Origin of the sequence: Emticicia oligotrophica DSM 17448, assembly GCF_000263195.1 — a bacterium.
In the GTDB taxonomy this organism is placed as follows: domain Bacteria; phylum Bacteroidota; class Bacteroidia; order Cytophagales; family Spirosomataceae; genus Emticicia; species Emticicia oligotrophica.
Map to the genome: position 1 here is coordinate 4,512,255 of NC_018748.1, position 25,483 is coordinate 4,537,737.

26 protein-coding genes are annotated in these 25,483 nt (G+C 33.2%); 16 read left to right on the forward strand and 10 right to left on the reverse strand.

Annotated elements, in window-relative coordinates:
* The first annotated feature begins 84 nt into the window (after nucleotides 1-84).
* The 6 genes from EMTOL_RS18680 (at nucleotide 85) to EMTOL_RS18705 (ending at nucleotide 5,922) form a co-directional block, all read left to right on the forward strand.
* Nucleotides 85-885: an alpha/beta hydrolase gene (locus EMTOL_RS18680; protein WP_015030887.1), complete on the forward strand. Its 801-nt coding sequence runs from the start codon at nucleotides 85-87 to the stop codon at nucleotides 883-885.
* Between the two features lie 115 nt (nucleotides 886-1,000).
* Nucleotides 1,001-1,699: a L,D-transpeptidase family protein gene (locus tag EMTOL_RS18685; RefSeq protein ID WP_015030888.1), complete on the forward strand. Its 699-nt coding sequence runs from the start codon at nucleotides 1,001-1,003 to the stop codon at nucleotides 1,697-1,699.
* A gap of 95 nt (nucleotides 1,700-1,794) precedes the next feature.
* Entirely contained in the window at nucleotides 1,795-3,660 is a 1,866-nt protein-coding gene (locus EMTOL_RS18690) for a sialate O-acetylesterase (RefSeq protein ID WP_015030889.1), read from the forward strand.
* 3 nt (nucleotides 3,661-3,663) lie between these two features.
* Nucleotides 3,664-4,356, forward strand: coding sequence for a 16S rRNA (uracil(1498)-N(3))-methyltransferase (locus tag EMTOL_RS18695; RefSeq protein WP_015030890.1), 693 nt, complete (start codon nucleotides 3,664-3,666; stop codon nucleotides 4,354-4,356).
* 1 nt (nucleotide 4,357) lies between these two features.
* A complete protein-coding gene (locus tag EMTOL_RS18700) occupies nucleotides 4,358-5,017 on the forward strand; it encodes a DUF4159 domain-containing protein (protein WP_015030891.1) in 660 nt (219 codons plus the stop codon).
* A 164-nt stretch (nucleotides 5,018-5,181) separates the two neighbouring features.
* Nucleotides 5,182-5,922, forward strand: a complete 741-nt coding sequence (locus EMTOL_RS18705; RefSeq protein WP_041694255.1) for an acyl-CoA desaturase — start codon at nucleotides 5,182-5,184, stop codon at nucleotides 5,920-5,922.
* Between the two features lie 70 nt (nucleotides 5,923-5,992).
* Here EMTOL_RS18705 and gldC read toward each other — a convergent pair whose 3' ends face one another.
* The gene (gldC, locus tag EMTOL_RS18710; RefSeq protein WP_015030893.1) at nucleotides 5,993-6,340 is read right to left on the reverse strand and encodes a gliding motility protein GldC; all 348 of its coding nucleotides are present in this window, start codon (nucleotides 6,338-6,340) and stop codon (nucleotides 5,993-5,995) included.
* Nucleotides 6,341-6,537: 197 nt separating this feature from the next.
* On the opposite strand from gldC, the gene rhaT reads away from it, so the two are divergent.
* Entirely contained in the window at nucleotides 6,538-7,605 is a 1,068-nt protein-coding gene (gene rhaT / locus EMTOL_RS18715; RefSeq protein ID WP_015030894.1) for an L-rhamnose/proton symporter RhaT, read from the forward strand.
* A 199-nt stretch (nucleotides 7,606-7,804) separates the two neighbouring features.
* On the opposite strand, the gene EMTOL_RS18720 is transcribed toward rhaT, so the two are convergent.
* Nucleotides 7,805-8,539 carry a DUF4197 domain-containing protein gene (locus EMTOL_RS18720; protein WP_015030895.1) on the reverse strand — a complete coding sequence of 245 codons (735 nt, stop codon included), beginning with the start codon at nucleotides 8,537-8,539 and terminating at the stop codon, nucleotides 7,805-7,807.
* Between the two features lie 137 nt (nucleotides 8,540-8,676).
* On the opposite strand from EMTOL_RS18720, the gene EMTOL_RS18725 reads away from it, so the two are divergent.
* From EMTOL_RS18725 to EMTOL_RS18750, 6 genes are all read left to right on the forward strand, one after another.
* On the forward strand, nucleotides 8,677-9,936 hold the full coding sequence (locus tag EMTOL_RS18725) for a competence/damage-inducible protein A (RefSeq protein WP_015030896.1): 1,260 nt from the start codon (nucleotides 8,677-8,679) through the stop codon (nucleotides 9,934-9,936).
* Between the two features lie 52 nt (nucleotides 9,937-9,988).
* Nucleotides 9,989-11,296 (forward strand): dihydrolipoamide acetyltransferase family protein, encoded by a 1,308-nt coding sequence (locus EMTOL_RS18730; RefSeq protein ID WP_015030897.1) that lies wholly within the window; start codon nucleotides 9,989-9,991, stop codon nucleotides 11,294-11,296.
* 237 nt (nucleotides 11,297-11,533) lie between these two features.
* Nucleotides 11,534-12,967, forward strand: a complete 1,434-nt coding sequence (locus tag EMTOL_RS18735) for an MBOAT family O-acyltransferase (protein WP_015030898.1) — start codon at nucleotides 11,534-11,536, stop codon at nucleotides 12,965-12,967.
* Between the two features lie 4 nt (nucleotides 12,968-12,971).
* The gene (locus EMTOL_RS18740; protein ID WP_015030899.1) at nucleotides 12,972-13,502 is read left to right on the forward strand and encodes a hypothetical protein; all 531 of its coding nucleotides are present in this window, start codon (nucleotides 12,972-12,974) and stop codon (nucleotides 13,500-13,502) included.
* Nucleotides 13,503-13,583: 81 nt separating this feature from the next.
* Nucleotides 13,584-14,426 carry an AAA family ATPase gene (locus EMTOL_RS18745; RefSeq protein ID WP_015030900.1) on the forward strand — a complete coding sequence of 281 codons (843 nt, stop codon included), beginning with the start codon at nucleotides 13,584-13,586 and terminating at the stop codon, nucleotides 14,424-14,426.
* Between the two features lie 22 nt (nucleotides 14,427-14,448).
* On the forward strand, nucleotides 14,449-15,639 hold the full coding sequence (locus EMTOL_RS18750) for a vWA domain-containing protein (RefSeq protein ID WP_015030901.1): 1,191 nt from the start codon (nucleotides 14,449-14,451) through the stop codon (nucleotides 15,637-15,639).
* A gap of 37 nt (nucleotides 15,640-15,676) precedes the next feature.
* Here the strand turns inward: EMTOL_RS18750 and EMTOL_RS18755 are convergent, their stop codons facing one another.
* Nucleotides 15,677-16,696, reverse strand: coding sequence for an acyl-CoA reductase (locus tag EMTOL_RS18755; RefSeq protein ID WP_015030902.1), 1,020 nt, complete (start codon nucleotides 16,694-16,696; stop codon nucleotides 15,677-15,679).
* Between the two features lie 116 nt (nucleotides 16,697-16,812).
* On the opposite strand from EMTOL_RS18755, the gene EMTOL_RS18760 reads away from it, so the two are divergent.
* The 3 genes from EMTOL_RS18760 (at nucleotide 16,813) to EMTOL_RS18770 (ending at nucleotide 20,027) form a co-directional block, all read left to right on the forward strand.
* A complete protein-coding gene (locus tag EMTOL_RS18760; protein ID WP_015030903.1) occupies nucleotides 16,813-17,163 on the forward strand; it encodes a 4Fe-4S dicluster domain-containing protein in 351 nt (116 codons plus the stop codon).
* 347 nt (nucleotides 17,164-17,510) lie between these two features.
* A complete protein-coding gene (locus EMTOL_RS18765) occupies nucleotides 17,511-18,638 on the forward strand; it encodes a porin (protein WP_015030904.1) in 1,128 nt (375 codons plus the stop codon).
* Nucleotides 18,639-18,701: 63 nt separating this feature from the next.
* The gene (locus EMTOL_RS18770; protein ID WP_015030905.1) at nucleotides 18,702-20,027 is read left to right on the forward strand and encodes an ammonium transporter; all 1,326 of its coding nucleotides are present in this window, start codon (nucleotides 18,702-18,704) and stop codon (nucleotides 20,025-20,027) included.
* Between the two features lie 217 nt (nucleotides 20,028-20,244).
* Here EMTOL_RS18770 and EMTOL_RS18775 read toward each other — a convergent pair whose 3' ends face one another.
* The 7 genes from EMTOL_RS18775 to EMTOL_RS18805 form a co-directional block, all read right to left on the reverse strand.
* Entirely contained in the window at nucleotides 20,245-20,607 is a 363-nt protein-coding gene (locus EMTOL_RS18775; protein WP_015030906.1) for a DUF1304 domain-containing protein, read from the reverse strand.
* A gap of 82 nt (nucleotides 20,608-20,689) precedes the next feature.
* Nucleotides 20,690-22,054 carry a M20/M25/M40 family metallo-hydrolase gene (locus EMTOL_RS18780; protein ID WP_015030907.1) on the reverse strand — a complete coding sequence of 455 codons (1,365 nt, stop codon included), beginning with the start codon at nucleotides 22,052-22,054 and terminating at the stop codon, nucleotides 20,690-20,692.
* A 104-nt stretch (nucleotides 22,055-22,158) separates the two neighbouring features.
* A complete protein-coding gene (locus EMTOL_RS18785; protein WP_015030908.1) occupies nucleotides 22,159-23,094 on the reverse strand; it encodes a glycosyltransferase family 9 protein in 936 nt (311 codons plus the stop codon).
* A gap of 16 nt (nucleotides 23,095-23,110) precedes the next feature.
* Complete coding sequence (locus EMTOL_RS18790) at nucleotides 23,111-24,007, reverse strand: lysophospholipid acyltransferase family protein (protein WP_015030909.1); 897 nt, start codon at nucleotides 24,005-24,007, stop codon at nucleotides 23,111-23,113.
* The gene (locus tag EMTOL_RS18795; protein ID WP_015030910.1) at nucleotides 24,007-24,609 is read right to left on the reverse strand and encodes a nucleotidyltransferase family protein; all 603 of its coding nucleotides are present in this window, start codon (nucleotides 24,607-24,609) and stop codon (nucleotides 24,007-24,009) included. The genes EMTOL_RS18790 and EMTOL_RS18795 overlap by 1 nt, the downstream gene beginning before the upstream one ends.
* Nucleotides 24,606-25,055: an RES family NAD+ phosphorylase gene (locus tag EMTOL_RS18800; protein WP_015030911.1), complete on the reverse strand. Its 450-nt coding sequence runs from the start codon at nucleotides 25,053-25,055 to the stop codon at nucleotides 24,606-24,608. The genes EMTOL_RS18795 and EMTOL_RS18800 overlap by 4 nt, the downstream gene beginning before the upstream one ends.
* A 7-nt stretch (nucleotides 25,056-25,062) precedes the next feature.
* A complete protein-coding gene (locus EMTOL_RS18805; protein ID WP_015030912.1) occupies nucleotides 25,063-25,458 on the reverse strand; it encodes an Xre family toxin-antitoxin system antitoxin in 396 nt (131 codons plus the stop codon).
* Nucleotides 25,459-25,483 lie beyond the last annotated feature (25 nt).

Sequence of the window (25,483 nt, forward strand, 5' to 3'; positions counted from 1 at the left end):
ACAAATGATTTTTGAAAATTTTATTTTTCAAGGTAAAGGAATTGTTAATTTTGCTGTATCGTTTATCACAAAAGACCTCAATAAGTGCAAAAAGTTTCTATCTTCAAAAACCAAAAAATCTTATCTACTTTCTTAAATCGTGAGGTAGTATTTGATATTGTTCTTCCCCCAAATTATGAGAATTTATCAAACCTTAAAGTCTTATATATGAATGATGGACAAGATTTTGATTCTCTGCAAATAGAAAAAACACTCAATGATTTATACGGCAGCCATTCTATTGATAATTTTGTATTTGTTGGTTTACACACCAATGAAAATCGCCTGAAAGAATATGGTACTGCTTCCATACCCGATTATAAAAATCGAGGGAATATGGCTGGTGAATATCGAAATTTTATCCTAACTGAGTTTTTTCCGTTTATCATAGCTAATTACAAAACTTCTAGTTTAAGTCGAGATAATTATTTTTGTGGCTTTTCATTGGGCGGACTCTCAGCTATGGATTTAGTTTGGGGAAATCCAGATTATTTTTCGAAAGTAGGTGTTTTCAGTGGTTCGTTTTGGTGGAGAAAGAAGGCTTATGAAGATGGTTATGACGACCACAACGACCGAATTATGCATGTTTTGGTTCGAAATGGAAACTTTAATGTTGGTCAAAAGTTTTGGTTTGAGTGTGGAACAAATGATGAAAAAGATGACCGAAATGGCAATGGAATAATTGATTCAATTGACGATACCCTTGATTTGATTAAAGAACTAGAAGCCAAAGGCTATAAAAATGGGGAGGATGTGACTTATGTTGAAATCAAAGGAGGAGAGCATAATCAACAAACTTGGAGCGAAGCCATGCCATTGTTTTTGAAGTGGCTATTGCCAAAATAGATAATGCTCGATTTTAGTAATTATATTCTTTAAATCAGAATAAAGTATAAGAATAATTCTTTAAGCCTGTGTGAAAGTTTAACATTAAAATATTTAGACATTAATAGCCATATCAATGTCCCAATCAGCTTCTTTTTTTGAAAAACAACTCGAATTCCCAAGGGTTTTTGCCGCATACAATGAAAAAAGTGGGGTTATCCATGATTTACTGATGGTTAATCAAATTTGTAAGGATAGTTTTGAGTTATTCTTAAGAGCCTTCAAGAAGGAAAAGATACTTGAAGTTTGGGCAAAAAATCAATTATCTGATAGATTTACCCACCTAAAAACCTACGAATTTAGTGCTACTACTGGTATTTTAGGTCCCAAAAGACGTTCTGGTGACCTTCAAATTCCCGAAGGTTTTTATGAAATAGATTTTTTTAATCCTCATAGTAAATATCATTTATCACTTAGAATTAATTACCCTAACAAATCTGATTTGGTTTTTGCCGATAAATCAAACCCTGGTGATAATATTTTCATTCATGGAGGTAAAGAAACTGTCGGCTGTATTCCAATTGGAGATGAAAATATCAAGGAACTATATTTACTAGCATCAAAGGCAAAAAGTGTTGGTTGTAAAATTCAAGTACATATTTTTCCTGTTATGATGAATGATTCAAATTACAATTCTATCAGAGAAGAGTATGGTACAAATTCAGAGGTGCTTTTATTCTGGTCTTGGCTCAAAACTGCTTATGAATTCTTTGGGAATTACCAAAAACTTCCATCAATAGCCTTTGAAAATTCTGGAAATTGTACCGTCGGATAAGTTTATTTATTATTTCGGGCTCGAAAGGCCTAATTAAGCATATTTTCATTTTTTTGGCATGTTTTTTCCTTATTTGTTGGTAAAAACATACTATTGTGAAGTCTAATAATAAATTATTTTTTGGTTTTTGTTTGCTTACTTTTTACCTCGTAGGCATTTCCAAGGCTTATTCTCAAGTAATTAATCTTACGTTTCCGAAGGATAATCAAGTTATTCAAAGGGACGATAATGATGAGGCTATCTTTAAGGTAAGTGGTAAAATCTCTGATGAAAGTCAGCATCTGGTTACGTTGAGTATTCTTAAAAATGGAAGTCCTTTTTATAGACAAACTACTGCTTCTTCTGAATTCACTTTTCAGCCTCTTCTCAATGCTGGCAAGTTTGATTACACCTTCATACTCACAATTGATGAAAACATAGAAATAAAAAAAGTATCTCATGTTGCAGTTGGTGATGTATATTTAATTTACGGCCAATCTAATGCACTTGGTTTAGGAGGAATTGACACTTACCGACCAGCAGAAAATCCATGGATGCGATTTTTTTCTGTTGCCAATTATGAAAATGGGGATAGCCAATGGGTAATGCCATATAGAACTTCAATTTGGCCTGGCACTGGGGCTATGGAGCTACAAAAGTTTCTTTGTGAAAGATATAATTATCCAGTTGGTGTTATTGTTGCTTCAGTAGGTGGGGCAGATATAAAGTCATTAAACAAAAGGAACGATTTTAACCCAACCGATATAAATACTGATTATGGTAAACTTTTATTACAAACAATTTTTACTGGTGTAAAAGACCAACTGAAATATATCATCTTCAGACACGGTGAAACAGATGCAAATTATCAGTTAGAATCAGAATTATATCCTATTGAATTTGAAAAACTCTACAACAATTTAGTTAAAGACTTTCCTAATTTGGTTAAAATTTTTAATGGACAAATAAACATACTTACAACTAGCAATAAAAAAGCTGGTTTTCTCAGAGATTACCAAAGAAGAACAAAGTATCTTTTCACTAAAGTAACTCCTTTCAGTACAGTTGGTACTCAAGGCTATGATGGATTACATTATAATTTGAATGGCTATAGCCAGACGGCTTTCGAGTTATCAAGAATAATAGGTAGAGAAGTTTATCATGATAATCTCAATGAACAAATTTATTCTCCTGATATTAAAAACGTGCGATGGGATGGACAAAAGTTTATCCTTACATTTGATGAGTCAATGGAAATGAGATTCCCAAATGATACAACTATTAATAATACACGTTGGTCAATCAGTGATATTATCTATATTGATGGAAAAAATAATTTGGTTCGGAGCGGAGAAGCATTTCAGAATAAAATCTTTCTCTATGTGAATGATACACTAAATAATTTCAAAAAAATGTCTTACTTGCCAAATGCCTATGGTAATTTTGGTACAAATTTCTATGATGGTCTTCATTTCAAGAATAAATTTGGTATGAGAGCTTTTAGTTTTGATGAAATGGATATCATAAAAGAAAGTCAAGGTCTTTCATTAAATGCAAAAATTACTACCAATAACTTTGTTGAACTTAATTGGACTGGAGATATTTCGAAGAATTATCAAATAAAACGTTCAGAGGATAATATAAATTTTACGAACATTGCTGAAGTCAGAAGTAGTACATTTGTTGATAACAATACTATATTTGGGAAAAAATATTATTATCAAGTTGTATTACTAGAAAACTCAGAGATTAAATCTAATAGTTATGGTATAAATCTAAATTGTTTATTTGATTTGTCTATTGAAAGATTTCCAGAGGTAGAATATTTAGAAAGTAAGACCTCTATTTTAGGTATATTTACTCTTTTGGCGTTTCAGAAAATTGACCTAAGAGCTCAAAGTTATGTTAATTTAGAACCAGGTTTTGACGCTAAATTGGGAAGCGATTTTAATGTAGATATTGGGGGTTGTATAAATAATTAGAAAATGTTGCTTTTTTATCAATCAGATATTGTTAATAATCAAGTTTTGAGTGAAGAAGATTCACGACATTGTATTAAGGTATTGAGAAAAAATATCAAAGATATTATTCATATCGTTGATGGTGTTGGTGGGCTTTATCAATGTGAAATTATCAAAACCCATGAAAAAAAATGTGAGGTTCGAATTTTATCCACCCAAAAGGATTTTGAAAAAAGAGATATCTACTTGCATATCGCTATTGCACCAACTAAAAATGCCGATAGAATTGAATATTTTCTTGAAAAATGCGTTGAAATTGGAGTAGATGAAATTTCATTAATTCAAACTAAACATTCTGAAAGAAAAAATCAAAAAACTGAAAGGCTTGAAAAAATTGCAATTTCGGCAATGAAGCAGTCCTTAAAAGCTTATTTACCCAAAATAAATGAACTTCAAGATTTTGATAAATTTATAGAAAATAATAAGTCCACCACAAAGTTCATTGCTCATCTTACCGAAGATGCAAAACCATTGAAGGAAGTTGTTGCTGGGAAAAAAGATGTTTTAGTGATGATTGGCCCTGAAGGCGATTTTACCCATACAGAAGTTTCCAAGGCTCGCGAAAAAGGTTTTCAGATAGTAACACTTGGAAATTCAAGACTTCGTACTGAAACTGCTGGAGTGGTTGCTTGTACGATTGTAAATGCTTTTTATTGATATGAAAAAAATAGAAATTATTTTTTGTTGTCTAATAATATCCACTATTTCATTGGCACAACAGCCAACCATTAAAATTGGAAAATTGAAATATGGTGGAGGTGGAGACTGGTATGCCAATAAAACATCATTACCAAATCTGATAAAGTTTTGTAATCAAAACTTGAAGATGAATATTTTCCCTGAAGAAGATATAATCGAGGTAGGTAGTCAAGATATTTTCCAGTACCCTTTCATACACATGACTGGCCATGGCAATGTACTCTTTAATGATGGAGAAGTTCAGAATTTGCGTAGATATCTTATTTCGGGTGGTTTTTTACACATTGATGATAATTATGGTCTAAACAAATTTATTCGAAGAGAAATGAAAAAAGTTTTCCCCGAATTAGAATTTGTTGAACTTCCCTACTCTCATCCAGTTTATCTGCAGAAATATAGATTTCCAGCAGGCTTGCCCAAAGTTCACGAACACGATGGAAATGCACCTCAAGGTTTTGGCCTGATTTGGCAGGGAAGATTGGTTTGTTTTTTCAGCTATGAATGTGATTTGGGAAATGGTTGGGAAGATAGAAGTGTATATAATGACCCCGAAGAATTACGAATCAAAGCACTTCAAATGGGTGCTAACTTGGTTCAATATGCCTTTACATCTTATTAATTTTCACTGAAATTATACAAAATTGCACATTTTTGAGTGTGTTTTTAGGACATTTTAAAGAACTTTTGTTTTTTGCACCATTGATGCAAACATTATAATTAAGATTAATGTCTGTAGTTGTATATTTGTATAATTTAAAACAACAAAACAATTTATTACATAGCATGGTTGCTGCACTTTCGTTCTTTTTTGCTCATTGGTATTTATCATTATTTAGTCAAACATTTTTTCTCCACCGTTATTCGGCTCACAAAATGTTTACAATGAATAAGTTCTGGGAGCGATTCTTTTATTTCTTTACCTATGTAACACAAGGTTCATCTTATCTTAACCCGCGTTCTTATGCTGTATTACACCGTATGCACCACGCATATAGTGATACTGAAAGAGACCCTCATTCTCCGCATCACACACAAAATTTATTTACTATGATGTGGAAGACTAAAGACATTTACAATGCTATTTTAAATTACAAGTTTAAGATAGAGGAACGTTTTGAAAAAGACCTTCCTGAGTGGAATTTAATTGACAAAATTGGTGATAACTGGGTTTCAAGAATTATTTGGGGCTTGTCGTATATCGCTTTTTATGTTGTTGGATTTTTTTATTTTGATATTCATTGGGGATTTTTCTTCCTTTTACCAATTCATTTTCTAATGGGGCCAATACATGGAGCTATTGTGAATTGGAGTGGACATAAGTACGGGTATCAGAATTTCGATAACCATGATGAATCAAAAAATTCACTGATTGTTGATGTATTGATGATGGGAGAGTTATTCCAAAATAACCATCATAAACATCCAATGTCAATTAATTTTGCAAAAAAATGGTACGAGATTGACCCTACCTATCCAGTGATTAAGTTTTTAACTTGGACAAAGATTATTACTCCTAAGAAATAATTAGTTTAAAGTCATAAAAAAAGAGCGAGGTATTTCAATAATATCTCGCTCTTTTTGTTTTCATCTTTATTTATGCTTCAGATTCTTTCTTAGCTTCTTCATCAATATGACGTTTCATGCTTCTGCAAGTACTTTCCAATATTTCAATTAGTTTTTTATCACCAGTTGCATCTGAAAGCAATTGAGCTACATTTCCAACAATATCTACTGCGAAGTGCTTCATTTCATCAACGGGCATATCTTTTGTCCAAAGGTTGATTCCCAATAAACCTCGGTGGTAATGGTCCCAAACACCAATTGAAATGGCCTTGGTTTCATTGATACCTTCGTTTGGATTCTCAGTGGCGTCCCAAAAGATTTTATCTGGAATTCTATTGCTATCAAGTTCGACAGTAAAGTTAATTTCTGATTTTTTCATTATTTTGTTCTAAAACTGTTTTCAAATATTAATAGGTTTTTTGTGTAGAAAGTTCAAATATTTGATAAAACTGTTTTTAAAATTAATTCAAATAACTTTTACATGAGAGTACAGGATAGTACATTTAGGTTCTGAATATTAATTTAGGATAAGAATTTATTGAAAATTTACAAAAAATTAACCCTAATAAATAAAATATGAATGCGATTTTAGGTATTGTTTTTCACTTTTTAGGTGGATTTGCCTCAGGGAGCTTTTACATTCCCTATAAAAAAGTAAAAGGATGGGCTTGGGAGAGTTATTGGATTGTTGGAGGACTTTTTTCGTGGTTGATTGTTCCTCCTCTTGCAGCATACCTAACTATCCCAAATTTCTGGCAAATAATTTCTGAAACTGATGGAAATACTATCTTTTGGACATACATAATGGGACTCCTTTGGGGAATTGGTGGTTTAACCTATGGTTTAGGGGTACGATATTTAGGAGTATCACTTGGGAGTTCAGTTATTCTTGGGCTTTGCTCTGTTTTTGGTTCAATAATTCCTTCCATTTTTTATTATTTTACACCTACTACTGGAAAAGATACGATTGCGGATTTGCTAACAACCAATTGGGGGCAAATGGTTCTGTTAGGTTTATTGGTTTGTGTTGTTGGTATAGTGATTTGTGGTAAAGCTGGTGGAATGAAAGATAACGATTTATCAGATGACAAAAAAGATGATGAATTTGATATTGTAAAGGGTTTAATTTTAGCTGTAATTTCGGGTGTTTTGAGTGCATGTTTTAGTTTTGGAATAGAGGCTGGTTCAAGCATGGCTCATGTAGCCAACGAATTATGGGTGCAGGCAAATCCAGGTCAAGGAGAGTTTTTATATAGAAATAATGTGGTTTATATTGTTATTCTTTGGGGTGGACTAACAACAAACTTAATTTGGTGTATTTATTTAAACTCAAAAAACAAAAGCTTTGGTGATTATACGAATACTAAAACACCACTTTTGCAAAACTATATTTTCTCTGCCATTGCAGGTACTACTTGGTTTTTGCAATTCTTTTTCTACGGTATGGGAGAAAGTAAATTAGGAAATGGTCCAAGTTCTTGGATTTTGCACATGGCATTTATTATCATGGTTGCGAATTCGTGGGGTTTGGTATTGAAAGAGTGGAAGGGTGTTTCCAAGAAAACATTAAGAACGATTGTTGTCGGTATTTTTACGATTATTCTATCGGTTTTGATTGTAGGCTATGGAAATTCCTTAAAATAGTCAATTATTAAATTCATTGCCGCCAGTTTTAACTGACGGAATTTAATAAAAACATACAAAATTGATTTTAGTCAAAAAAACTATTTAGACTAAAGTCAATTTTGTATGTAAATACCCATAAATTGTTACTGAAAAAATAATAAATGATTTTTTCGCAGTATTCTGAAAAACACTGCTCATTATTCAAAATTTATATTCTTTAAGAAGCTCCAAATACACGTTTTAAAATTTCTGTGGTTCTAGCTAAAGGATTTGCTCTAATTTTTGCTTCCTCCTCTTCAACTAAGATGAATAAACCATCAATTGCTTTTTGAGTTGCATAACCCTTTAAATCGGGGTTTACCTTTTGCGTAAATGGCAAAGCATTGTAAGTATTTGCTAAATCACTGTAATATTTAGTGGCTTGTGTTTTTTGTAAAGCACGTTCAACAATTGGTGAAAATGCTTCTATCAACGCCGTTGAGGTTGTTCTTTTCAAATACATAGTGGCAGCATTTTTATCTCCTCTTAAGATACCCCATGCATCAGAAAAACTCATGCTTAAAATCGCTTTAATAAAAATAGGTTTAGCTTCTTTGGCTGCTTCTTCTGCTCCTCGGTTCAATGATAATACAAACTTATCTACTTCACTGCCTAAGCCAACTTTACGGAGTGCCGTTTCTACTCGCTGAACTTCAGGAGGGAATGGTATTTTAATTTTAGGATTTAAGTAAAACCCATTTACTTTTGAAGCACTATCAGCACCTTTATTAATTCCTACTTGCAAAGCTTCCTTTAAGCCAGACACAACTTCATCATTTGTCAAACTTCCACCTTGAGCTTGGTTCAATACTCCATCTAATACTTTTCCTAATTTTATCTTTTGCCCTGCACAACTTTGAATAGTGATTATACTGATTAATAATAAAATTGAAAATAATCTTCTCATTGTCATGAATTTTCTACTGTTTTTATGAATAATTAATTGTCTTACTAACGAAAGAACGGCTAAAATTGTATTTTTGTGCTGCTAAAGTTTTAAATAACCAAAACAAAGCCTTTAACGCTAATTTTATTTAATCTTATAATTGTATGAAACTTATTTTGGCTGAAGTAGTAACGATTGGGGATGAAATTTTGTACGGACAAATTACCGATACAAATACGCAGTGGATGAGTACAGAATTGGATAAAATTGGCATAAAAACTGTTCGAAAATCTTCAGTAGGAGACCAAGAAGATAAAATTTTACAGATTTTAGCTGAGGCGGAAAGTAGAGCTGATATAATTTTATTAACTGGTGGACTCGGACCTACCAAAGATGATATTACAAAAAAAACACTTTGTAAATATTTCAATGATGAATTGATAATCAATGAAGATGCATTAGGCTTTATTACTGATTTTTTTGCGAAGAGGGGACGTCCGCTTACTGAAATCAATCGTCTTCAAGCAGCTGTTCCAAGTCGTTGTACTTATTTAGCCAATAAAACAGGTACTGCTCCCGGAATGTGGTTTGAACATAATGGTAAAATTTTTGTTTCAATGCCAGGAGTACCACACGAAATGAAGTACTTGATGACCAACGAGGTAATTCCTCGTTTGAAAACTTTTTTTGAAACACCAATAATTTATCATAAACTTATTCGTACAATTGGTGTTGGTGAATCATTTTTAGCAGAAAAGATTGAAAATTGGGAAGATAACCTTCCTGAGCATATTAAATTGGCTTACTTACCAAGTTTTGGACAAGTTAAATTGAGGCTTACGGCTGTTGGAAGTGATGAAAATCAATTAAAAAAAGATGTTGATGATGAAATCGAAAAAGTTTTACCATTAATTCAACCTTTTGTTTTTGGTTTTGATACTGATGATTTAGAAGTAGCAGTAGGAAAAGAATTGAAAAAACGTGGTTTAACTGTTTCGGCAGCAGAAAGTTGTTCTGGTGGTTATGCTTCGCACATGTTTACCAAAGTTCCAGGAAGTTCGGCTTATTTTATGGGAAGTGTTGTTAGTTATGATAATTCTGTAAAAATTAAAGTTTTAGGAGTAAAACCAGAAACGATTGAAGAGCATGGTGCTGTAAGTGAAGAAACCGTTATTCAGATGGCTGAGGGAGTCAGGAAATTGATGAAAACAGATTTTGCCATTGCTACCAGTGGTATCGCTGGTCCTGATGGTGGTACGCCTGAAAAGCCAGTGGGTACTTTATGGATTGCTTGTGCAATGGAGGGTCGAACAATTGCAAGGAAAGTACAGATGGCTACACAGCGTGATGTAAATATTCAATATGCAAGTGTGGTTGCAATAAACTTACTCCGCAAAATGATGAACGGAGATTATGAGTCTTAAAAACTATTATTTATTAAAGTTTGTGAAATAAACTTCAACAAAACTATAAACTATGGCTTTAATTGAAATGATAATGCCCAAAATGGGTGAGAGTATTTTTGAGTGTACGGTTTTGAACTGGCTAAAAAATGTTGGAGATAAAGTCGAAGCGGATGATATGATTTTGGAAGTAGCAACTGATAAAATCGACACCGAAATCGGTGCTTCACATTCGGGAATTATCAAAGAATTTTTAGTACAGAAAGGCGAAATTGCAGTAATTGGAAAGCCGATTTGTATCATAGAAGTTGAAGGTGAAAATTCTACTGATAAGAAACCAATTGTTACTGAAACAAATAGTCAGTTAACCGAGCCTGAAAAAATAGTTGAAATGCCGGGTGGTGTTCCAGTGAGTTTACTTACTTCTCAACCCAATATTGAAAAAGCTTCTAACGGTACAAATAATAGATTTTATTCTCCATTGGTATTGAATATTGCTAAAGAAGAAGGCATTTCAATGGAAGAATTGAATAAAGTGGTAGGTACAGGCTTGGAAGGACGAGTGACGAAAGATGATATTTTAGCCTATGTAAAGCAAGCGGCTGATAAAAGTGCCCAGCCAGCTTATGGCAATCAAAGCGTGCCTGAACAATCAATTACAGTTTCTGGAAGTGACCAAATTATTGAGATGGACAGAATGCGTAAAATGATTGCCGAACGCATGGTCGAATCGAAACGTATTTCAGCACATGTTACGTCATTTGTTGAGACTGATATGACTAATTCTTCACTTTGGCGTGAAAAGATTAAAGGTAAATTCAAGCATGATACCGGAGAAAATATCACTTTTACGCCATTACTCATTGAAGCTGTTGTGAAGGCCATCAAAGATTTTCCAATGATAAATATTCAGATTGATGGTGATAAAATCATCAAAAAAGCTAGAATCAATATTGGAATGGCAGTGGCATTACCAAATGGTAATTTAATTGTTCCTGTCATTCACGATGCGGATTCTTACAGTTTGATTGGTTTAACAAAGAAAATTAATGACCTTACTTTCCGAGCTAGAAATAATAAATTAAAAGCTGATGATTTAGCTGACGGAACCCTGACTGTATCGAATATTGGTTCTTTCGGAAATATTGCAGGAACGCCGATTATTATGCAACCACAGGTTTCAATATTGGCTTTTGGTGTAATTCAAAAGAAAGTTTCTGTAATTGAGACACCTCATGGGGATACTATCGGTATTCGTCAGAAAATGATTATTTCTCATTCATACGACCATAGAGTTGTGGATGGCTCGCTTGGCGGACAGTTTGTGAAGCGTGTTTCTGATTATCTAGAAAATTTTGACTTAGAAAGAAAACTATTCTGATAATATACTACATTTGCTCAAATACATAAAATCTAGCATTAAAGACTGCTAATTTTCTATACCATAGAAAAGATTTTATCGTTTTTTGGGGTATAAATAAAGGCATCGAAGGCTCTTCGATGCCTTTTTGATTGAATAATTTTTATAAATCAAAATAAAGATTGAACTTTGAAAATTATTTACGTAGAGTACCAAAACTCTTTTTCACTAGGGTAAACCAACAAGCACTCATAGTTTATGCTTTTTAATTCTTTTGAATTTTTAATTTTCTTTCCATTAGTAACCCTTATTTATTTTGCGATTCCGCATAAATACCGCTGGTTTCATTTATTAATGGCCAGTTGCATATTTTATAGCTTTTTTATTCCTATTTATATCTTAATCTTATTCTTTACTATCATTATTGATTATTATGCTGGTATTTGGATTGAACAAGCAAGCGGAAAAAATAGGCGATGGGCATTGGTTATGAGTTTAGTTGCCAATATTGGTGTTTTAGCAGTTTTCAAGTACTATAATTTTTTCATTGAAAATTTCAATGCCATTCTATTTAAAGTTTCGCCACAAAACCTTATTCCTCATTGGGATATAATATTGCCGATTGGACTTTCATTTCATACTTTCCAAGCCATGAGTTATACCATTGAGGTATATCGAGGAAATCAAAAAGCTGAACGTCATTTTGGGATTTACGCATTATACGTAATGTTTTATCCCCAATTAGTTGCTGGTCCAATCGAACGCCCACAGAATGTTATACATCAGTTTCATGAAAAGCATGAGTTTAATTATGAAATGGCTAAAACTGGCCTTAGATTGATGTTATGGGGAATGTTTAAAAAAGTAGTGATAGCTGATAGGCTTTCAATTTTTGTAAATAAAATTTATGGGAATCCAACTGAGTATCAAGGTTTACCTTTAATTGTTGCTACTTTATTTTTTACTTTTCAAATCTATTGTGATTTTTCGGGCTATTCTGATATTGCAATTGGTTCGGCAAGGGTGATGGGTTTTGACCTGATGAAAAACTTTGACCGCCCTTATTTTTCCAAAAATATATCCGAATTTTGGCGTCGTTGGCATATTTCACTTTCAACTTGGTTTAGAGACTATCTGTATATTCCTTTGGGAGGAAATCGGGTTGGAAAATATCGAAGATACTTTAATAATTTCTTTGTATTCATGATGTCTGGCCTTTGGCATGGTGCGAGTTGGCATTTTGTTATTTGGGGGGCTTTACATGGTATTTATCTTATTTTTGGCCAAATTACAAAGCCATTCCAAGAAAAAGTCTTTTCAGCTATTCCATCAAAATTCATTAGAGAGTTGATAAATGCTTCAATTACATTTATTTTAGTTGCATTTGCTTGGATTTTCTTTGCGGCTCATTCTAATGCCGATTCTATATATGTTGCTAAAAATATTTTGAAAAGTAATTCTCATTCTTTGAATCAGATAATTGAAATGATAGGAATTAGCGATTTGACGATTATTGTAATTGCGATGCTGATACTAGAATTTGTGCAATGGAACCAAAGGGGAACGAGTGTAAGTAAATGGTTTGACGCAAAACCCAAGTGGCAACGTTGGAGTGCATATTATGTGGTGTTGTTTTTAATATTATGTTACGGAGTTTATAATAATTCACAATTTATTTATTTTCAATTTTAAGAATATGAACGAAGGTTTTGACCCAGAAGAAATAGAGGCATTAAAAGCAGAATGTCAAGAAGAAGGACAAAATTATGTATTAGTGGAAGATGAAGATGGAATGGGAGATTCTGGCGAATTTGCTCATTTTCAATTCGTTGGAATGCATGAAGGGAAAGAGGTAATTTACGATGCCGTGATGGGAACATTAAGATTAAATCATAGTAGTTTGGTTTTTGAAGAAGCAGAAACAAGAATGAAAAAGTCTTATCCTAACTATATCGAATTTGACCGCCGTAAGCCCAATCAAAAAGTAGATGAGGATATGGAGTTAATTTTAGAAGAAATCATTGAAGAATTGGAAGAGGAGGAGGTAATTCAAGTAAAAGAATTCGTGGAAATTGAAAATGATTTTGAATATGGCATTGGTTTAGATATTTCACTGAATGTAGAGGAGATTACGCACGAAGTGATTACGAAGTTTATCGAGGAATTTAATGCCGGAACTTTAAAACTTGACCCAACTTTGTATAGTTTTAGAAGTGAAGAAGAATAATTGATTACGACGAGCAAAAACTCGTCGTTTTTTATTATGTTTATTTATTCTTTTTATTCGCTCGAAACTTAATCTATTATTATGAATGCTGCTTTTCAAGGAACAAATAACTACGTAGCTACTCGGGAGCTTCAAACTGCTGTCAATGCCGCGGTGGCACTTCAACGGCCTCTTTTAATCAAGGGTGAACCAGGTACGGGAAAAACACTTTTAGCTTTTGAAGTGGCCAAGGCATTAGATAAACAATTATTTACTTGGCATGTAAAATCAACAACTTCTGCTCAACAAGGACTTTACGAATATGATGCTGTATCAAGGCTTAGGGACTCGCAGTTGGGTGATGACCGTGTTCACCACGTTGAAAATTATATCAAAAAAGGAAAAATTTGGGAAGCTTTCGAAACAGAGGAGCAGTCGGTATTATTAATTGATGAAATTGATAAAGCAGATATTGAGTTTCCCAATGATTTATTGCAAGAACTCGATAGAATGGAGTTTTACTGTTATGAATTGAAAAAGACAATTAAAGCAAAATATCGACCAATCATTATTATCACATCTAATAATGAAAAGGAATTGCCAGATGCATTTCTTAGAAGATGTTTTTTTCACTTTATTCGTTTTCCTGACAAAGAAACCATGCAGCAAATTGTAGATGTACATTATCCAAATTTAGAAGAAAATTTGCTTGCAAATGCCTTAAAAACCTTCTTTGGTATTAGAGAAGTTAAAAACCTTAAAAAGAAACCCTCTACAAGTGAGTTGATTGATTGGTTAAGGCTTTTGTTAGTTGGTAAGGTAGGTGCTGAAGATTTAGAGGATTTGAATAAATTGAATGAAGTTCCGCCATATTTGGGAGCTTTATTGAAAAATGAAGCAGATTATGATTTATTTAAAGCATTACGTGAAAAAGGAATAAAATAGACTATTAAATTATCATAATGATATGTTAACGGATTTCTTTTTTCATCTTAGAAATAATAACCTAAAGGTCAATCTTCGTGAACATCTAACTTTATTGGAAGCTCTCGATAAAGAAGTATTGGCCTTTAGTGTAGAAGATTTTTATTTTTTGAGTAGAGCTATTTATGTAAAACATGAACAAAATTTAGATTTATTCGATAAGCTATTCAGTCATTTTTTTGATGGAATTGATGAGATAAAAATTGAAGAATTAATTTCAATCAACGATAGTTGGTTGATTAATAAGCTCATACATGAATTGAGCGATGAGGAAAAGGATGCAGTTAAGGCTGCTGGTGGTTTACAAGAATTGTTAGCCAGATTAAAGAAAACACTTGAAGAACAAACAGAAAGGCATGAAGGTGGCAGCAAGTGGGTTGGCACTGGTGGTGTCTCGCCATTCGGAAATAATGGATATAATCCAAGTGGTGTTCGAATAGGAGGGAAAGGAGGTGGACGAAACGCAGTTAAAGTTTGGGATAAAAGAGATTTCAAAAATTATGATGATAATCTTGAGCTGAATACGCGTAATATGCAAATGGCCTTGCGAAGACTTAGAATTCTAACTCGTGAAGGTGTAGAAGATGAATTGAATTTGGAAGAAACAATCGACCGCACTTGCAATAATGCTGGGTATTTAGATATAAAAATGCAGGCTTCTAAGCAAAATCGAGTAAAAATCTTATTATTGCTCGATGTTGGCGGTTCGATGGATGATTTTATTGAAGAATGTTCTCTATTGTTTTCTTCAGCTAAATATCAGTTTAAAAATCTAGAATTTTTCTATTTTCACAATTGTGTTTATGAAAATTTATGGAAAGACAATGGGAGAAGACATGATAATAAAATATCAACTTGGGAAGTTTTAAATAAATATAACAAAGATTATAAGGTCATTTTTGTAGGCGATGCCTCAATGTCGCCATGGGAACTTTCAGAGCCACGTGGTAGTGTTGAACATTATAATCCAGAAGCTGGTATTGTATGGTTAGAGAGATTTAGAGAGAAATTTCCAAACCTAGTATGGCTAAATCCTGTGAATGATGGCTATTGGCAATATACGCATACGATTCTGCAAGTTAGAGAATGGTCGGAAAATCGAATGTTTCCATTGACAATTAGTGGATTAGAAAAAGCTATGAAGTGCTTGAAAAATAGTAAGTTGAAGTATTAAGGAAGTCTTCGCTTTAATCGAAGACTTCCTTTGAAGGTTATAAGTTCATCAAAAAACTCATTGTATCAACGCCATCGGCAAAATCATCTAATTTAGGTATTTGAGCTTCTCCAAATTTAAAACTATTCGAAAATTCTGCTTCTGAAGAAACAATACACTGAATTTTTTCTTCTTGTTCATTTAATAAAACTTGTAAATGTTCCTGACTTTCATACGTTTGATAATAACAAACTGAAATTGGAGAAACCAACGTATCTTCTTCTTTCAATAGCAAAAATCCATTATCAAAATGAGGTACTTTATTGACTAAATATATTGATTTATTATAGTCATAATTATTATTGTATTTGTGATGAAGCCTGATTGTACTCCAATATTCAATAGATTCATAGAATTTATCGAAAGTATAATCAGCAGGTACAAATATTTTCGAGACGTTTCTACAACCTAAACCAAAATATTGAAAAATATCATTGCCCAAGTTACCCAATTCAGTTCTTGATTCATTTCCATTTAAAATGGCTACTGAAGTTCTATTTCTTCGTATTATTCTTGGTTTTTCTACAAAATAATATTCAAAATGTTTTGCTGTATTATCGCTTCCGGTGGCAATGAGTACTTCCGCATCATTCAAACGATGGGATATTTTTATAAAATCACTCAGTTCTGGGTCAAATTCAAAGAGCTTGTTTATAAGAAACATCATCGAAACGCTATCACTCGAACTTAGTTTTAGAAGTGCGATATTTCCAGTTAAAATTGTACAAATTAAGTCATGAAATCCAACCGCTGGTATATTTCCAGCCATAACAATACCAATTTTTTTAGGATTTAGATTGTCTTTTAATTGATATTTTGAGGCAAATACTTCAAGGCTGTCTTTGTTCAGATATACTTTAGCAATGTTTTCAAGAGCTAATTTTACATTATCTTCGGTAAACCAACCATTCTCATTTCTTGCAGCTGCATATAATGATTTCAGACTATCATCTGATAAATTTTCTAGTAAGTAATCACCAAGTTTTGAAAATGTAATAATATGTTTTTTATATTGCATTATTTTTAGAAAATTATTATTCATTTGTAAAATCTTACAAAAATACAAGTAAACTGAAACTTTGAGGCCTTATATTTGTTTAAAGTTTCATAAACTATTAATTATATAGAGAGAGTATGGCAATCATGATTACTGACGAATGCATCAATTGTGGTGCATGCGAGCCAGAATGCCCAAACACTGCCATTTATGAAGGTGGTGTTGAATGGACTTGGTCTGGTGGAACAAAACTCACAGAGGTAGAATTAGAAGATGGTACTGTCATTGGTGGAAAAGACCCAATGTCACCTGTTTCAGATGAATTCTATTATATCGTACCAGATAAATGTACGGAATGTCATGGTTTCCATGAAGAACCACAATGTGCTGCAGTTTGTCCAGTAGATTGTTGTGTTCCTGACCCAGACCACGAAGAAGATGACGATACTCTACTTGCTAAAAAAGCTTGGTTACATGCTGAGGCTTAATTGAGTATCTTCAAGTAAGTATATATTACTAATGTAAAGTCCCAAATTAGGTATTCTAATTTGGGACTTTTTTTTGCACTATCTCGAAATTGTACAAATGAAAGAATTAATTGTACTTCAGAATATAATTTGCTATATATGTAATTTATCGGAATATTATTCTAAAATTTATAAAATATAATTATTTCTATATTTAGTTAGATTTTAAAACATATATTTTGTGTTTTTATAAAAAATTTCAAAAAACTTGGATTTTTTTATACATATAATTTGGATTTAATTAATTTTTGATAAAGATTTGCATGAAAATTAAATCTAACCAATGATTAATTAAACCAAAGAAAATTATGAGAAAATCACTTTTTACCGTACTTTCATTGTTTACAGCAGTAAACGTATTTGCTCAAGATGCTACAACAAAACCAGAAGAAAAGAAAAGTCCATTTACATTCTCAGGATATGTTGATACTTATTTCTTTGGTAATTTCAATGCTCCGAAGTCTAAGTCAAATTTAGGTGCCTCTGGATATGAGAGAGCATTTGACCAAAAAGTTGGCCAATTCCAAGTTGGTTTAGCACAAACAAAAATGACTTACTCAACTGATAAGGTTGATGGAGTTATTGACTTAACATTTGGTAACCACGGAGACCTCGGTAACTACGGAAATGCACTTGGTCGTGTTTTGGTTGGTGGAAAAGAAGCAACTGGAACAGCATTGGCTATCAAGCAAGCTTATTTGACTTGGAAAGCAACTGACAAACTTTCTATTACGGCTGGTCAATGGGGTACACACATCGGTTATGAAGTAATTGATGCTCCCGTTAACTACAACTATTCATTGTCAAACTTATTCAACAACGGACCATTTTACCACACTGGTTTGAAAGCAACTGTTGCTACTTCGGCTAAATCATCGTTAACTTTTGGTTTAGTAAATGGTATCGACTCTAAAGATGATAACAACAGCAAACTAGGAACAATGGCTCAGTTTTATATTTCTCCTGCTAGTGGTTGGAACTTATATGTAAACTGGATTGGAAGCGATGAAGGTGTTGATACAAAATCATATTATTCATTGTTTGATTTAACAACTTCTTATCAAATCACTGAGAAATTCTTATTAGGCTTAAACGCTGCTTATGGATCTCAAGATAAACTTAACTGGGGTGGTGCTGCAGTTTATGCTCAAGCATCTTTATCTGATAAATTTGGGTTAGGTATTCGTTATGAATATTTCGACAATAAATCTGGTATAAGAGCATTGAAAAATCGTGAAGGAAATGGAACTTCTGTAAACTCATTCACTTTAACTGGTAATGTAATTATTTCTGATAATTTATTATTCAAACCTGAGTTTCGCTTAGATAGCTATGCAAAATCTAAAGCTGGTATGGCTCAATTTGAAGACAAAGACGGCAAATTCACTAAAGATTCTCAATCTACATTTGGAGGTGCGTTGATCTTCAAATTCTAACAAGATTTTATTAACCTAAACCAATACTTAATTTTTTGTACAACATTTAAACCTCAAATCATTATGCGTAAAAACCCATTCCCGCTGATTATCTTGTTAGTGCTTGCTGTGGTTGCCCTGTTGCTTCCTGCAGTACCTTCAACAATCGTTACAGAAGGAATTAACTCAGGCGATACTGCTTGGATGTTAGTTAGTACAGCGTTGGTATTAATCATGACACCAGGCTTGGCTTATTTCTACGGTGGTATGGTAAATACTAAAAATGTTATCTCTACGATGTTACAAAGCTTTATTGCTATGGGTGTTATCTCTGTTCTTTGGGTAACAGTAGGATATAGCTTAGCATTTGGCGAAACTGTCGGAGGTTTCGTTGGAAATCCAATGACACACTTTATGTTTAAAGGTGTGTTAGAAGGAAAACCTTGGTCACTTGCACCAACTATTCCATTGGTAGTTTTTGCTTTTTTCCAATTAAAATTTGCAGTAATTACGCCTGCTCTTGTAACTGGTTCTTTGGCTGAACGTATCAACTTCAAATCATACGTATTGTTTATTATTTTGTTCAGTATCTTCGTATATGCTCCTTTAGCACACTGGACTTGGCACCCTGAAGGTTTCCTTTTCAAAATGGGTGTTCTTGATTTCGCTGGTGGTACTGTTGTACACATGTCAGCTGGTTGGGCTGCATTAGCAGGTGCTATCTACTTAAAGCGTCGTCGTACACACGTTGAAGGTAGTTTCTTACCTCCTGCAAATATTCCTTATGTATTGTTAGGTACTGGTTTATTATGGTTCGGATGGTTTGGTTTTAACGCAGGTTCTGCTCTTAGTGCAGGTACTTTGGCTGCTTCAGCTTTTGCAACAACAAATACTGCTGCTGCTGCTGCTGGTTTAGCTTGGGTTCTTTTAGATGTGGCTAATGGCAAAAAAGTTTCTGCTCTTGGTTTTTGTATCGGTGTTGTAGTAGGTTTAGTTGCAATCACTCCTGGTGCTGGTTTTGTAACAATCCCTCACGCAATCTTTATTGGTACAATTTCATCTTTGGTTTCTAACTACTTAGCACACCTTAAAACTAAAACCGCATTGGATGATACTTTAGATGTATTCCCTTGCCATGGTGTTGGTGGTATGGTTGGTATGTTGTTAACAGCGGTATTTGCAAACAAAGGAATCAATGCTGCTGTTGTTGACCAAGGTTTGTTCTTCGGTGAGTCAAAATTATTTATCAACCACTTAATTGCTCTAGTAATTGTTTCTGTATTTGCCTTTGCAATGTCATTTGTTATGTTGAAAATCACAGATGTAATTCTTCCACTTCGTGTATCTGAAGAAGATGAAAAAGTTGGATTAGATGTTTCTCAACACGATGAATCATTGGTAGAAGCCTAAAATATTCATACTTTTGTAACAAAATCACAATTGCGGTTAGTACCCGTACTTTTATTGTGGTTTTGTTGTACTCCATAAGTTAAAATGCTCGCCACTTGGTGAGCATTTTCTTTTTTATTTATTCAGTAATGCGTTATTCGAAAAAATAATTAAAATTTAATGACAATGATTAACTCATTTGACGGTTCAATAATTTAATTCAGAAAGCTTCATAAATTCATCTTAAATGTGCAATGACTAAGGTGATAATGGCGGGTAATGCTTGTACATAGAAAATTCTTTTTCCAGCAGTTAGTCCACCATAAATTCCTGCAATAGCTACGCATGAAAGAAAAAATATTGCAACATAGAAAGACCAAAGATGATTATCAATGAGGAGTGACCAAATCAAACCCGCAGCTAAAAAGCCATTATAAAGGCCCTGATTAGCTGCCAAAGCTTTGGTTGGTTCGAATAATTCTTTTTTTAAACCTCTAAAAACTTGAGGTGCTTTGGTTGTCCAAGCAAACATTTCAAGCCATAAAATATACAAATGCTCAATTGCAATCAAAGCTATTAATATTTTTGATAACAGTACCATATTATTAAGGTTAGTTTATAAATAAGAAAATCGACCCTAATGAGTCGATTTTTTATCATTTTATCAAATATTTTTCAAGAAATTACTCTCCTGCATTTCTTAAACCAACTCTTGGAAGGACTGGAAGGCTTTCATTTCCATCTTCGCTTACTGATTGTACGGCAAAGAAATAATTATCTTTCGAATATGGAAGTGTTATTTTTAAATTAGGCGTAAAGAATTTTTTCTGCCAGTAAGGCATTGCTGTTTCACGCATTAATACATAATAGCCTTTAACTTTTCCAGATTTTGGTGCTTTCCAATTGAGATTTGTAGAGTTGCCTAGACCTCTCACATCTAATACTACATCCTGTGGCATTGCTGGAGATTTAGCCAAATTTGCCAAAGTGGCTAAATTCACACAAGTATTCTTGCGGAGATATTCAAAGTCCATGAACTTTATTAAATCTCCATATTCAACTCCTTTTTCAACCCTTAAATCTTGATGTTGGTGTAAGAAGTTTTCGTTCATTTCAGAAAGACGAACAGCTGCAAAGCCACGATTAACAAATGGCGTATGGTCGCCCCCACGTAAGAAACGGTCATTTCTGTAAATCATAACAACTTCAAGATTATCAACATAACGTTCACCAACTTCTTTCACATATCTAGCCAATTGACGTGCTTTCCCATCATTTTCCACACCATATTGACGAATTGCCCCTACTTTTTTATCCATTTCAAATGCAGGAAGCCCTTCACTGAAAACTCTTAAACGTGTATTATCAATGATATTAGTTTCATTTGAATTATTCGAACCCATAATATCATTATTCAACAAAGCCTCTAAGTTCCAGTTTTGTTTTATGGCTTTTTCGGCTAAATAATTTGCTCCTAAAAGACCTTGTTCTTCGCCACTTACTACCACAAAAATTATAGTGGCAGGAAATTTAGACTTGGCCATCACGCGTGCTAATTCTATTACGGCTACTGTGCCACTGCCATCATCATTGGCACCCGGTGCATCTGATTCCCGATTCATGACATCGGTTACTCGGCTATCAATGTGGCCACTCACCATAAAGACTCTGTCATCGTTAGGGTCGGTTCCTTTGAGTGTTGCCATTACATTTGCCATTAAAATGGCTTTATCTACTCTTTTTCCATCAGGTTGAAGTGTAAATGTATCTAATACAGCGGTCATGCGTCCTTCTGATGTTTTAGCAAATTCTTGAAATTTACTTAAAACCCAAAGACGTGAAGCCCCAATCCCACGTTTAGGGTCGGTTGTGGTTGATAGTGTACTTCTTGTACCAAAAGAGACCAATTTCTCGTCGAATTTTTTTAAACTATCACTTGAAATTTGACTGACTAATGCTTCAATCTGAGGATCTCGATTAATCAGTTTTTGGGAGAAACCATTGAAAGATACTATTGCACTTAGTGCTAAAAAATAGATTTTTTTCATGAATGATGAAGGTTAAGATGTTTTTACAAAAATAGTTAAAAACATACTGAAAAATTGTATTTATTGTTTATTTCGAGATGATTTGCTGGAAAAATGAGATGAAATTAAATTTCTATTTCCAACTCATTCATGCATTTGAAGTGGCCTTTTGGACATTGTTTATAACCTATCTTTGAGCAAGGGCGGCACGAAAGATTTTTATTTTCAATGATTTTATGCTCTGTCAGATACGGATACATGCCAAATTCAGGAACTGTATTTCCCCAAATTGAAATCGTTTTTTTCTTTAAGGCCGCAGCAATATGCATAAGACCCGTATCGTGCGTAATCAAATATTCTGATTGCTGAACTAAAGAAGCAGATTGATTCAAATTGTATTTTCCGCAGGCATTGAAGATTTGTTTGCCAAGAGCATTTTCAATTTCCAGTGCTACTGGAATATCTTCTTTCCCACCCAAAAGCACGATTTTACAATTGATTTTGCTACAAATATCAATTATTTTTTTTGTAGGAAGTTTTTTGGTAGCATGTTGTCCTCCGATGGCAAAGGCCACATAAGGTTTTTCAATATTTACAATATCTTTTTCAGGAATAAAATAATCTAAACCCTCCAAATCGTTGGTTATTCCCAAACTTTCAACGGTTTTTAAATAACGTTCAACAATATGCACATTGGGCATTCGATTGATTTTTAAATTAACCAAAAGCCATTTTTCAAAGTTTAATTTATCAAAGCTAATAGACTTTACAGAAAAAAGCCTCAGTTTTATGATTGAAGTTCGTAAATTATTATGTAAATCAATGATATAGTCGAAGTTTTCAGACTTTAACTGCCTAATAAGTTCATTAAGCGAATTGCCTAATAAATGATATTGGTCGATGTAATGGTTATTTTCAACTAATACTTTGAAATTTTGTTTAGTAGCGAAATGAACCTCAGCCTCTGGATATTGTTTTTTTATGCAGCGTGGTACGGGTGTAGTAAGTACAATGTCTCCAATTGATGAAAATCTCAATATCAAAAACTTCGTTTTTTTCATAATTCTTTCATCTAATTTATTTGTAGCTGACGGGTACTATTTCACCATTGACTTTGGTATATTTCCAACGTTTATGAGACCAAAACCAAATAGATGGATTTGCTTTAATATCACGTTCTAATTTTCTTGCATGAATTTCCAATAGTTCACCTTCTGGTAAAGTATTGGGTTCTTTAGTTATAAGCTCAACGTTAACTCTGTATTTCCCTCGGGCATATCTATCTATACACATATACACTACTGGCATGTCATATTGTCGAGCAAATCGTTCAATTCCAGTGAAAAAACCTGTTTCTTGGTTCAAAAATGTAGTCCAATAAGAGCGTTCGGGAGGCGGAGACTGGTCATTTACCAAGAAAAAGGCGTAATTAAAATCTTCTTTTTTGCCAATTTCTTTAGATGCATTGGCCATCGATATAAGAATACTCCCAAATTTTGTTCTAAAATCGTAGAAAAATTTATCAAAATATTTGTTGTTAAGCGGGCGATAAACCGCTTTTACTTGATATTTTATGAGAAATGAAAGTGCTAAGTTTCCCATTTCATGATTTCCAAAGTGGCCTGCTGTAACGATTATATTACGTTTTTCGGCCAACAATTCATCTAAAATCGCATCGTTTTGGATACTCCAACGTTGTTTTAGCGTTTCTTGACTTATGGTGACACATTTAAGTGTTTCAAGGAAAAAATCTATGATATAATGATAAAATTCCTTTTCAATTTTTAGCCTTTCAGCTTCAGATTTTTCTGGAAAACTTCTTTTTAAGTTAATTTTAACTACCTTTTTTCGGTAACCAATTAGATAATAAACGATTAAGTATAAAAAATCAGAAAATAGATATAATATACCGAATGGTAGATATGAAATAAGATATATAATTGGTAAGACTAAGTAAAATCCTAAACGCTTCATTAATTTGAATGATAATTTGATACAAATTTGCGATATTCATCAATGGTATCCAAATCTAATTTCCCTTCTGGGAAGTCGATAAGTGCGGTTTTTTCTTTGTTTCGCATAACCACTTTTTTAGCACCTTCATCTCCTGTTAATTCAAGTAAATCATTGAATAGACTTCTTTTGAAAAGTACAGGAATACCAATTTGGTTTTCATATTTACAAGCAACAATTTCGATGTTGGTATCTGACTTTGCCTTCTTAATCATATTATTGATTAATTCTACATTTACATAAGGCATATCAACAGTCAGAAATATTGCAGCTTCTATTTCTTTGATAGTCATATATGCCCCTACTAGACCCATTTTTATGGAGCTCGACATGCCTTTTTCCCATTGAGGATTATCAATTACTGTAATTGGCATTCGTTCTAGCTCAGGTTTAATGATATTTCTATTGGCACCCAGTACTGTCACAATCGGAAAACAAGTAGTATCCATAGCTGTTTCACATACTCGCCTAATGAGCGTTTTTCCATCAATTAGTAGTAATTGTTTGGGAGCTCCCATTCTGGAAGAAGCTCCAGCGGCCAAAATTATGATACCAACATTCATGTATTTTTTATTCGGTTGTCGAATGTAAATTCTGTTACAGATTGTATTTTAACTAATTTGAAGTCGGGATGCTGAGGATTTATCAAGAAATTATTTTCAAGCGGAATAATCACAGAGGGCACACATAAAACACAACTTTCTAGATTTTCTAACCAATTAGAACTTATTTCTTGGCATATTTCAAAATTACTTTTATCTGACCAACCTTCGGGCAACTCTTCTTGAGTTAATTTTTTTATGCTTACTTTTTTAGGAATTTCGATAGTAATTAACCTAAAATCACCGAGTAAACCTTTCTTACTCCGATGGACAATGTTTTCTAGACAAGCCAAGGCAATACTTGATGCGGCATAAATAACAAATTCGCCATTTCTATTCCATCTGGCAGCTCTACCAGAAGCAGTTAGTTTGGTATAATTGGGTGTAGTAATTCGATAGATATTCATTATTTATTTAAGCCAAAGCACCATAAGCAATTCTAATTAATTCTTCTTCTACCAAAGCCAAACCTCCGTGTGTTTGCATTAGTGTTTTCGGAATTCTATCAGCTAAGCCATAAGCTGGCACTTCAATCCATTCATTAAATGTATCAATATCGCCAAATACCTCTTTGCCCCATTCATAAACTTGTTCGAGTTTTAGTATTTTTTCACTCTCAGAAGGATTAAATTTCTTATCTTCCTTAATATATCTATCAATAGTTTTTGGAGAAATATGTAGAATTTCAGCAAAGAAATTTTTGTCATGATGGGTAAAAACCATTAATTCCTGCATTTTTCTTGCATCAATTCCCTCAAGTGCTTGAATCACAAGTGTATAATTGCTGGGTCTATTTTTAGCTACTGTCATAGTTTTACCATTTTATTAAATACAA

What these genes read in the sequence shown, in the direction of transcription:
- EMTOL_RS18800 (WP_015030911.1), bottom strand. Translation starts at nt 25,055, where the DNA reads ATGAATATCTATCGAATTACTACACCCAATTATACCAAACTAACTGCT.
- EMTOL_RS18765 (WP_015030904.1), top strand. Translation starts at nt 17,511, where the DNA reads ATGAGAAAATCACTTTTTACCGTACTTTCATTGTTTACAGCAGTAAAC.
- EMTOL_RS18740 (WP_015030899.1), top strand. Translation starts at nt 12,972, where the DNA reads ATGAACGAAGGTTTTGACCCAGAAGAAATAGAGGCATTAAAAGCAGAA.
- EMTOL_RS18795 (WP_015030910.1), bottom strand. Translation starts at nt 24,609, where the DNA reads ATGAATGTTGGTATCATAATTTTGGCCGCTGGAGCTTCTTCCAGAATG.
- EMTOL_RS18750 (WP_015030901.1), top strand. Translation starts at nt 14,449, where the DNA reads ATGTTAACGGATTTCTTTTTTCATCTTAGAAATAATAACCTAAAGGTC.
- gldC (WP_015030893.1), bottom strand. Translation starts at nt 6,340, where the DNA reads ATGAAAAAATCAGAAATTAACTTTACTGTCGAACTTGATAGCAATAGA.
- EMTOL_RS18700 (WP_015030891.1), top strand. Translation starts at nt 4,358, where the DNA reads ATGAAAAAAATAGAAATTATTTTTTGTTGTCTAATAATATCCACTATT.
- EMTOL_RS18695 (WP_015030890.1), top strand. Translation starts at nt 3,664, where the DNA reads ATGTTGCTTTTTTATCAATCAGATATTGTTAATAATCAAGTTTTGAGT.
- EMTOL_RS18745 (WP_015030900.1), top strand. Translation starts at nt 13,584, where the DNA reads ATGAATGCTGCTTTTCAAGGAACAAATAACTACGTAGCTACTCGGGAG.
- rhaT (WP_015030894.1), top strand. Translation starts at nt 6,538, where the DNA reads ATGAATGCGATTTTAGGTATTGTTTTTCACTTTTTAGGTGGATTTGCC.
- EMTOL_RS18760 (WP_015030903.1), top strand. Translation starts at nt 16,813, where the DNA reads ATGGCAATCATGATTACTGACGAATGCATCAATTGTGGTGCATGCGAG.
- EMTOL_RS18755 (WP_015030902.1), bottom strand. Translation starts at nt 16,696, where the DNA reads ATGCAATATAAAAAACATATTATTACATTTTCAAAACTTGGTGATTAC.
- EMTOL_RS18775 (WP_015030906.1), bottom strand. Translation starts at nt 20,607, where the DNA reads ATGGTACTGTTATCAAAAATATTAATAGCTTTGATTGCAATTGAGCAT.
- EMTOL_RS18725 (WP_015030896.1), top strand. Translation starts at nt 8,677, where the DNA reads ATGAAACTTATTTTGGCTGAAGTAGTAACGATTGGGGATGAAATTTTG.
- EMTOL_RS18805 (WP_015030912.1), bottom strand. Translation starts at nt 25,458, where the DNA reads ATGACAGTAGCTAAAAATAGACCCAGCAATTATACACTTGTGATTCAA.
- EMTOL_RS18735 (WP_015030898.1), top strand. Translation starts at nt 11,534, where the DNA reads ATGCTTTTTAATTCTTTTGAATTTTTAATTTTCTTTCCATTAGTAACC.
- EMTOL_RS18790 (WP_015030909.1), bottom strand. Translation starts at nt 24,007, where the DNA reads ATGAAGCGTTTAGGATTTTACTTAGTCTTACCAATTATATATCTTATT.
- EMTOL_RS18685 (WP_015030888.1), top strand. Translation starts at nt 1,001, where the DNA reads ATGTCCCAATCAGCTTCTTTTTTTGAAAAACAACTCGAATTCCCAAGG.
- EMTOL_RS18720 (WP_015030895.1), bottom strand. Translation starts at nt 8,539, where the DNA reads ATGACAATGAGAAGATTATTTTCAATTTTATTATTAATCAGTATAATC.
- EMTOL_RS18770 (WP_015030905.1), top strand. Translation starts at nt 18,702, where the DNA reads ATGCGTAAAAACCCATTCCCGCTGATTATCTTGTTAGTGCTTGCTGTG.
- EMTOL_RS18785 (WP_015030908.1), bottom strand. Translation starts at nt 23,094, where the DNA reads ATGAAAAAAACGAAGTTTTTGATATTGAGATTTTCATCAATTGGAGAC.
- EMTOL_RS18705 (WP_041694255.1), top strand. Translation starts at nt 5,182, where the DNA reads ATGGTTGCTGCACTTTCGTTCTTTTTTGCTCATTGGTATTTATCATTA.
- EMTOL_RS18730 (WP_015030897.1), top strand. Translation starts at nt 9,989, where the DNA reads ATGGCTTTAATTGAAATGATAATGCCCAAAATGGGTGAGAGTATTTTT.
- EMTOL_RS18780 (WP_015030907.1), bottom strand. Translation starts at nt 22,054, where the DNA reads ATGAAAAAAATCTATTTTTTAGCACTAAGTGCAATAGTATCTTTCAAT.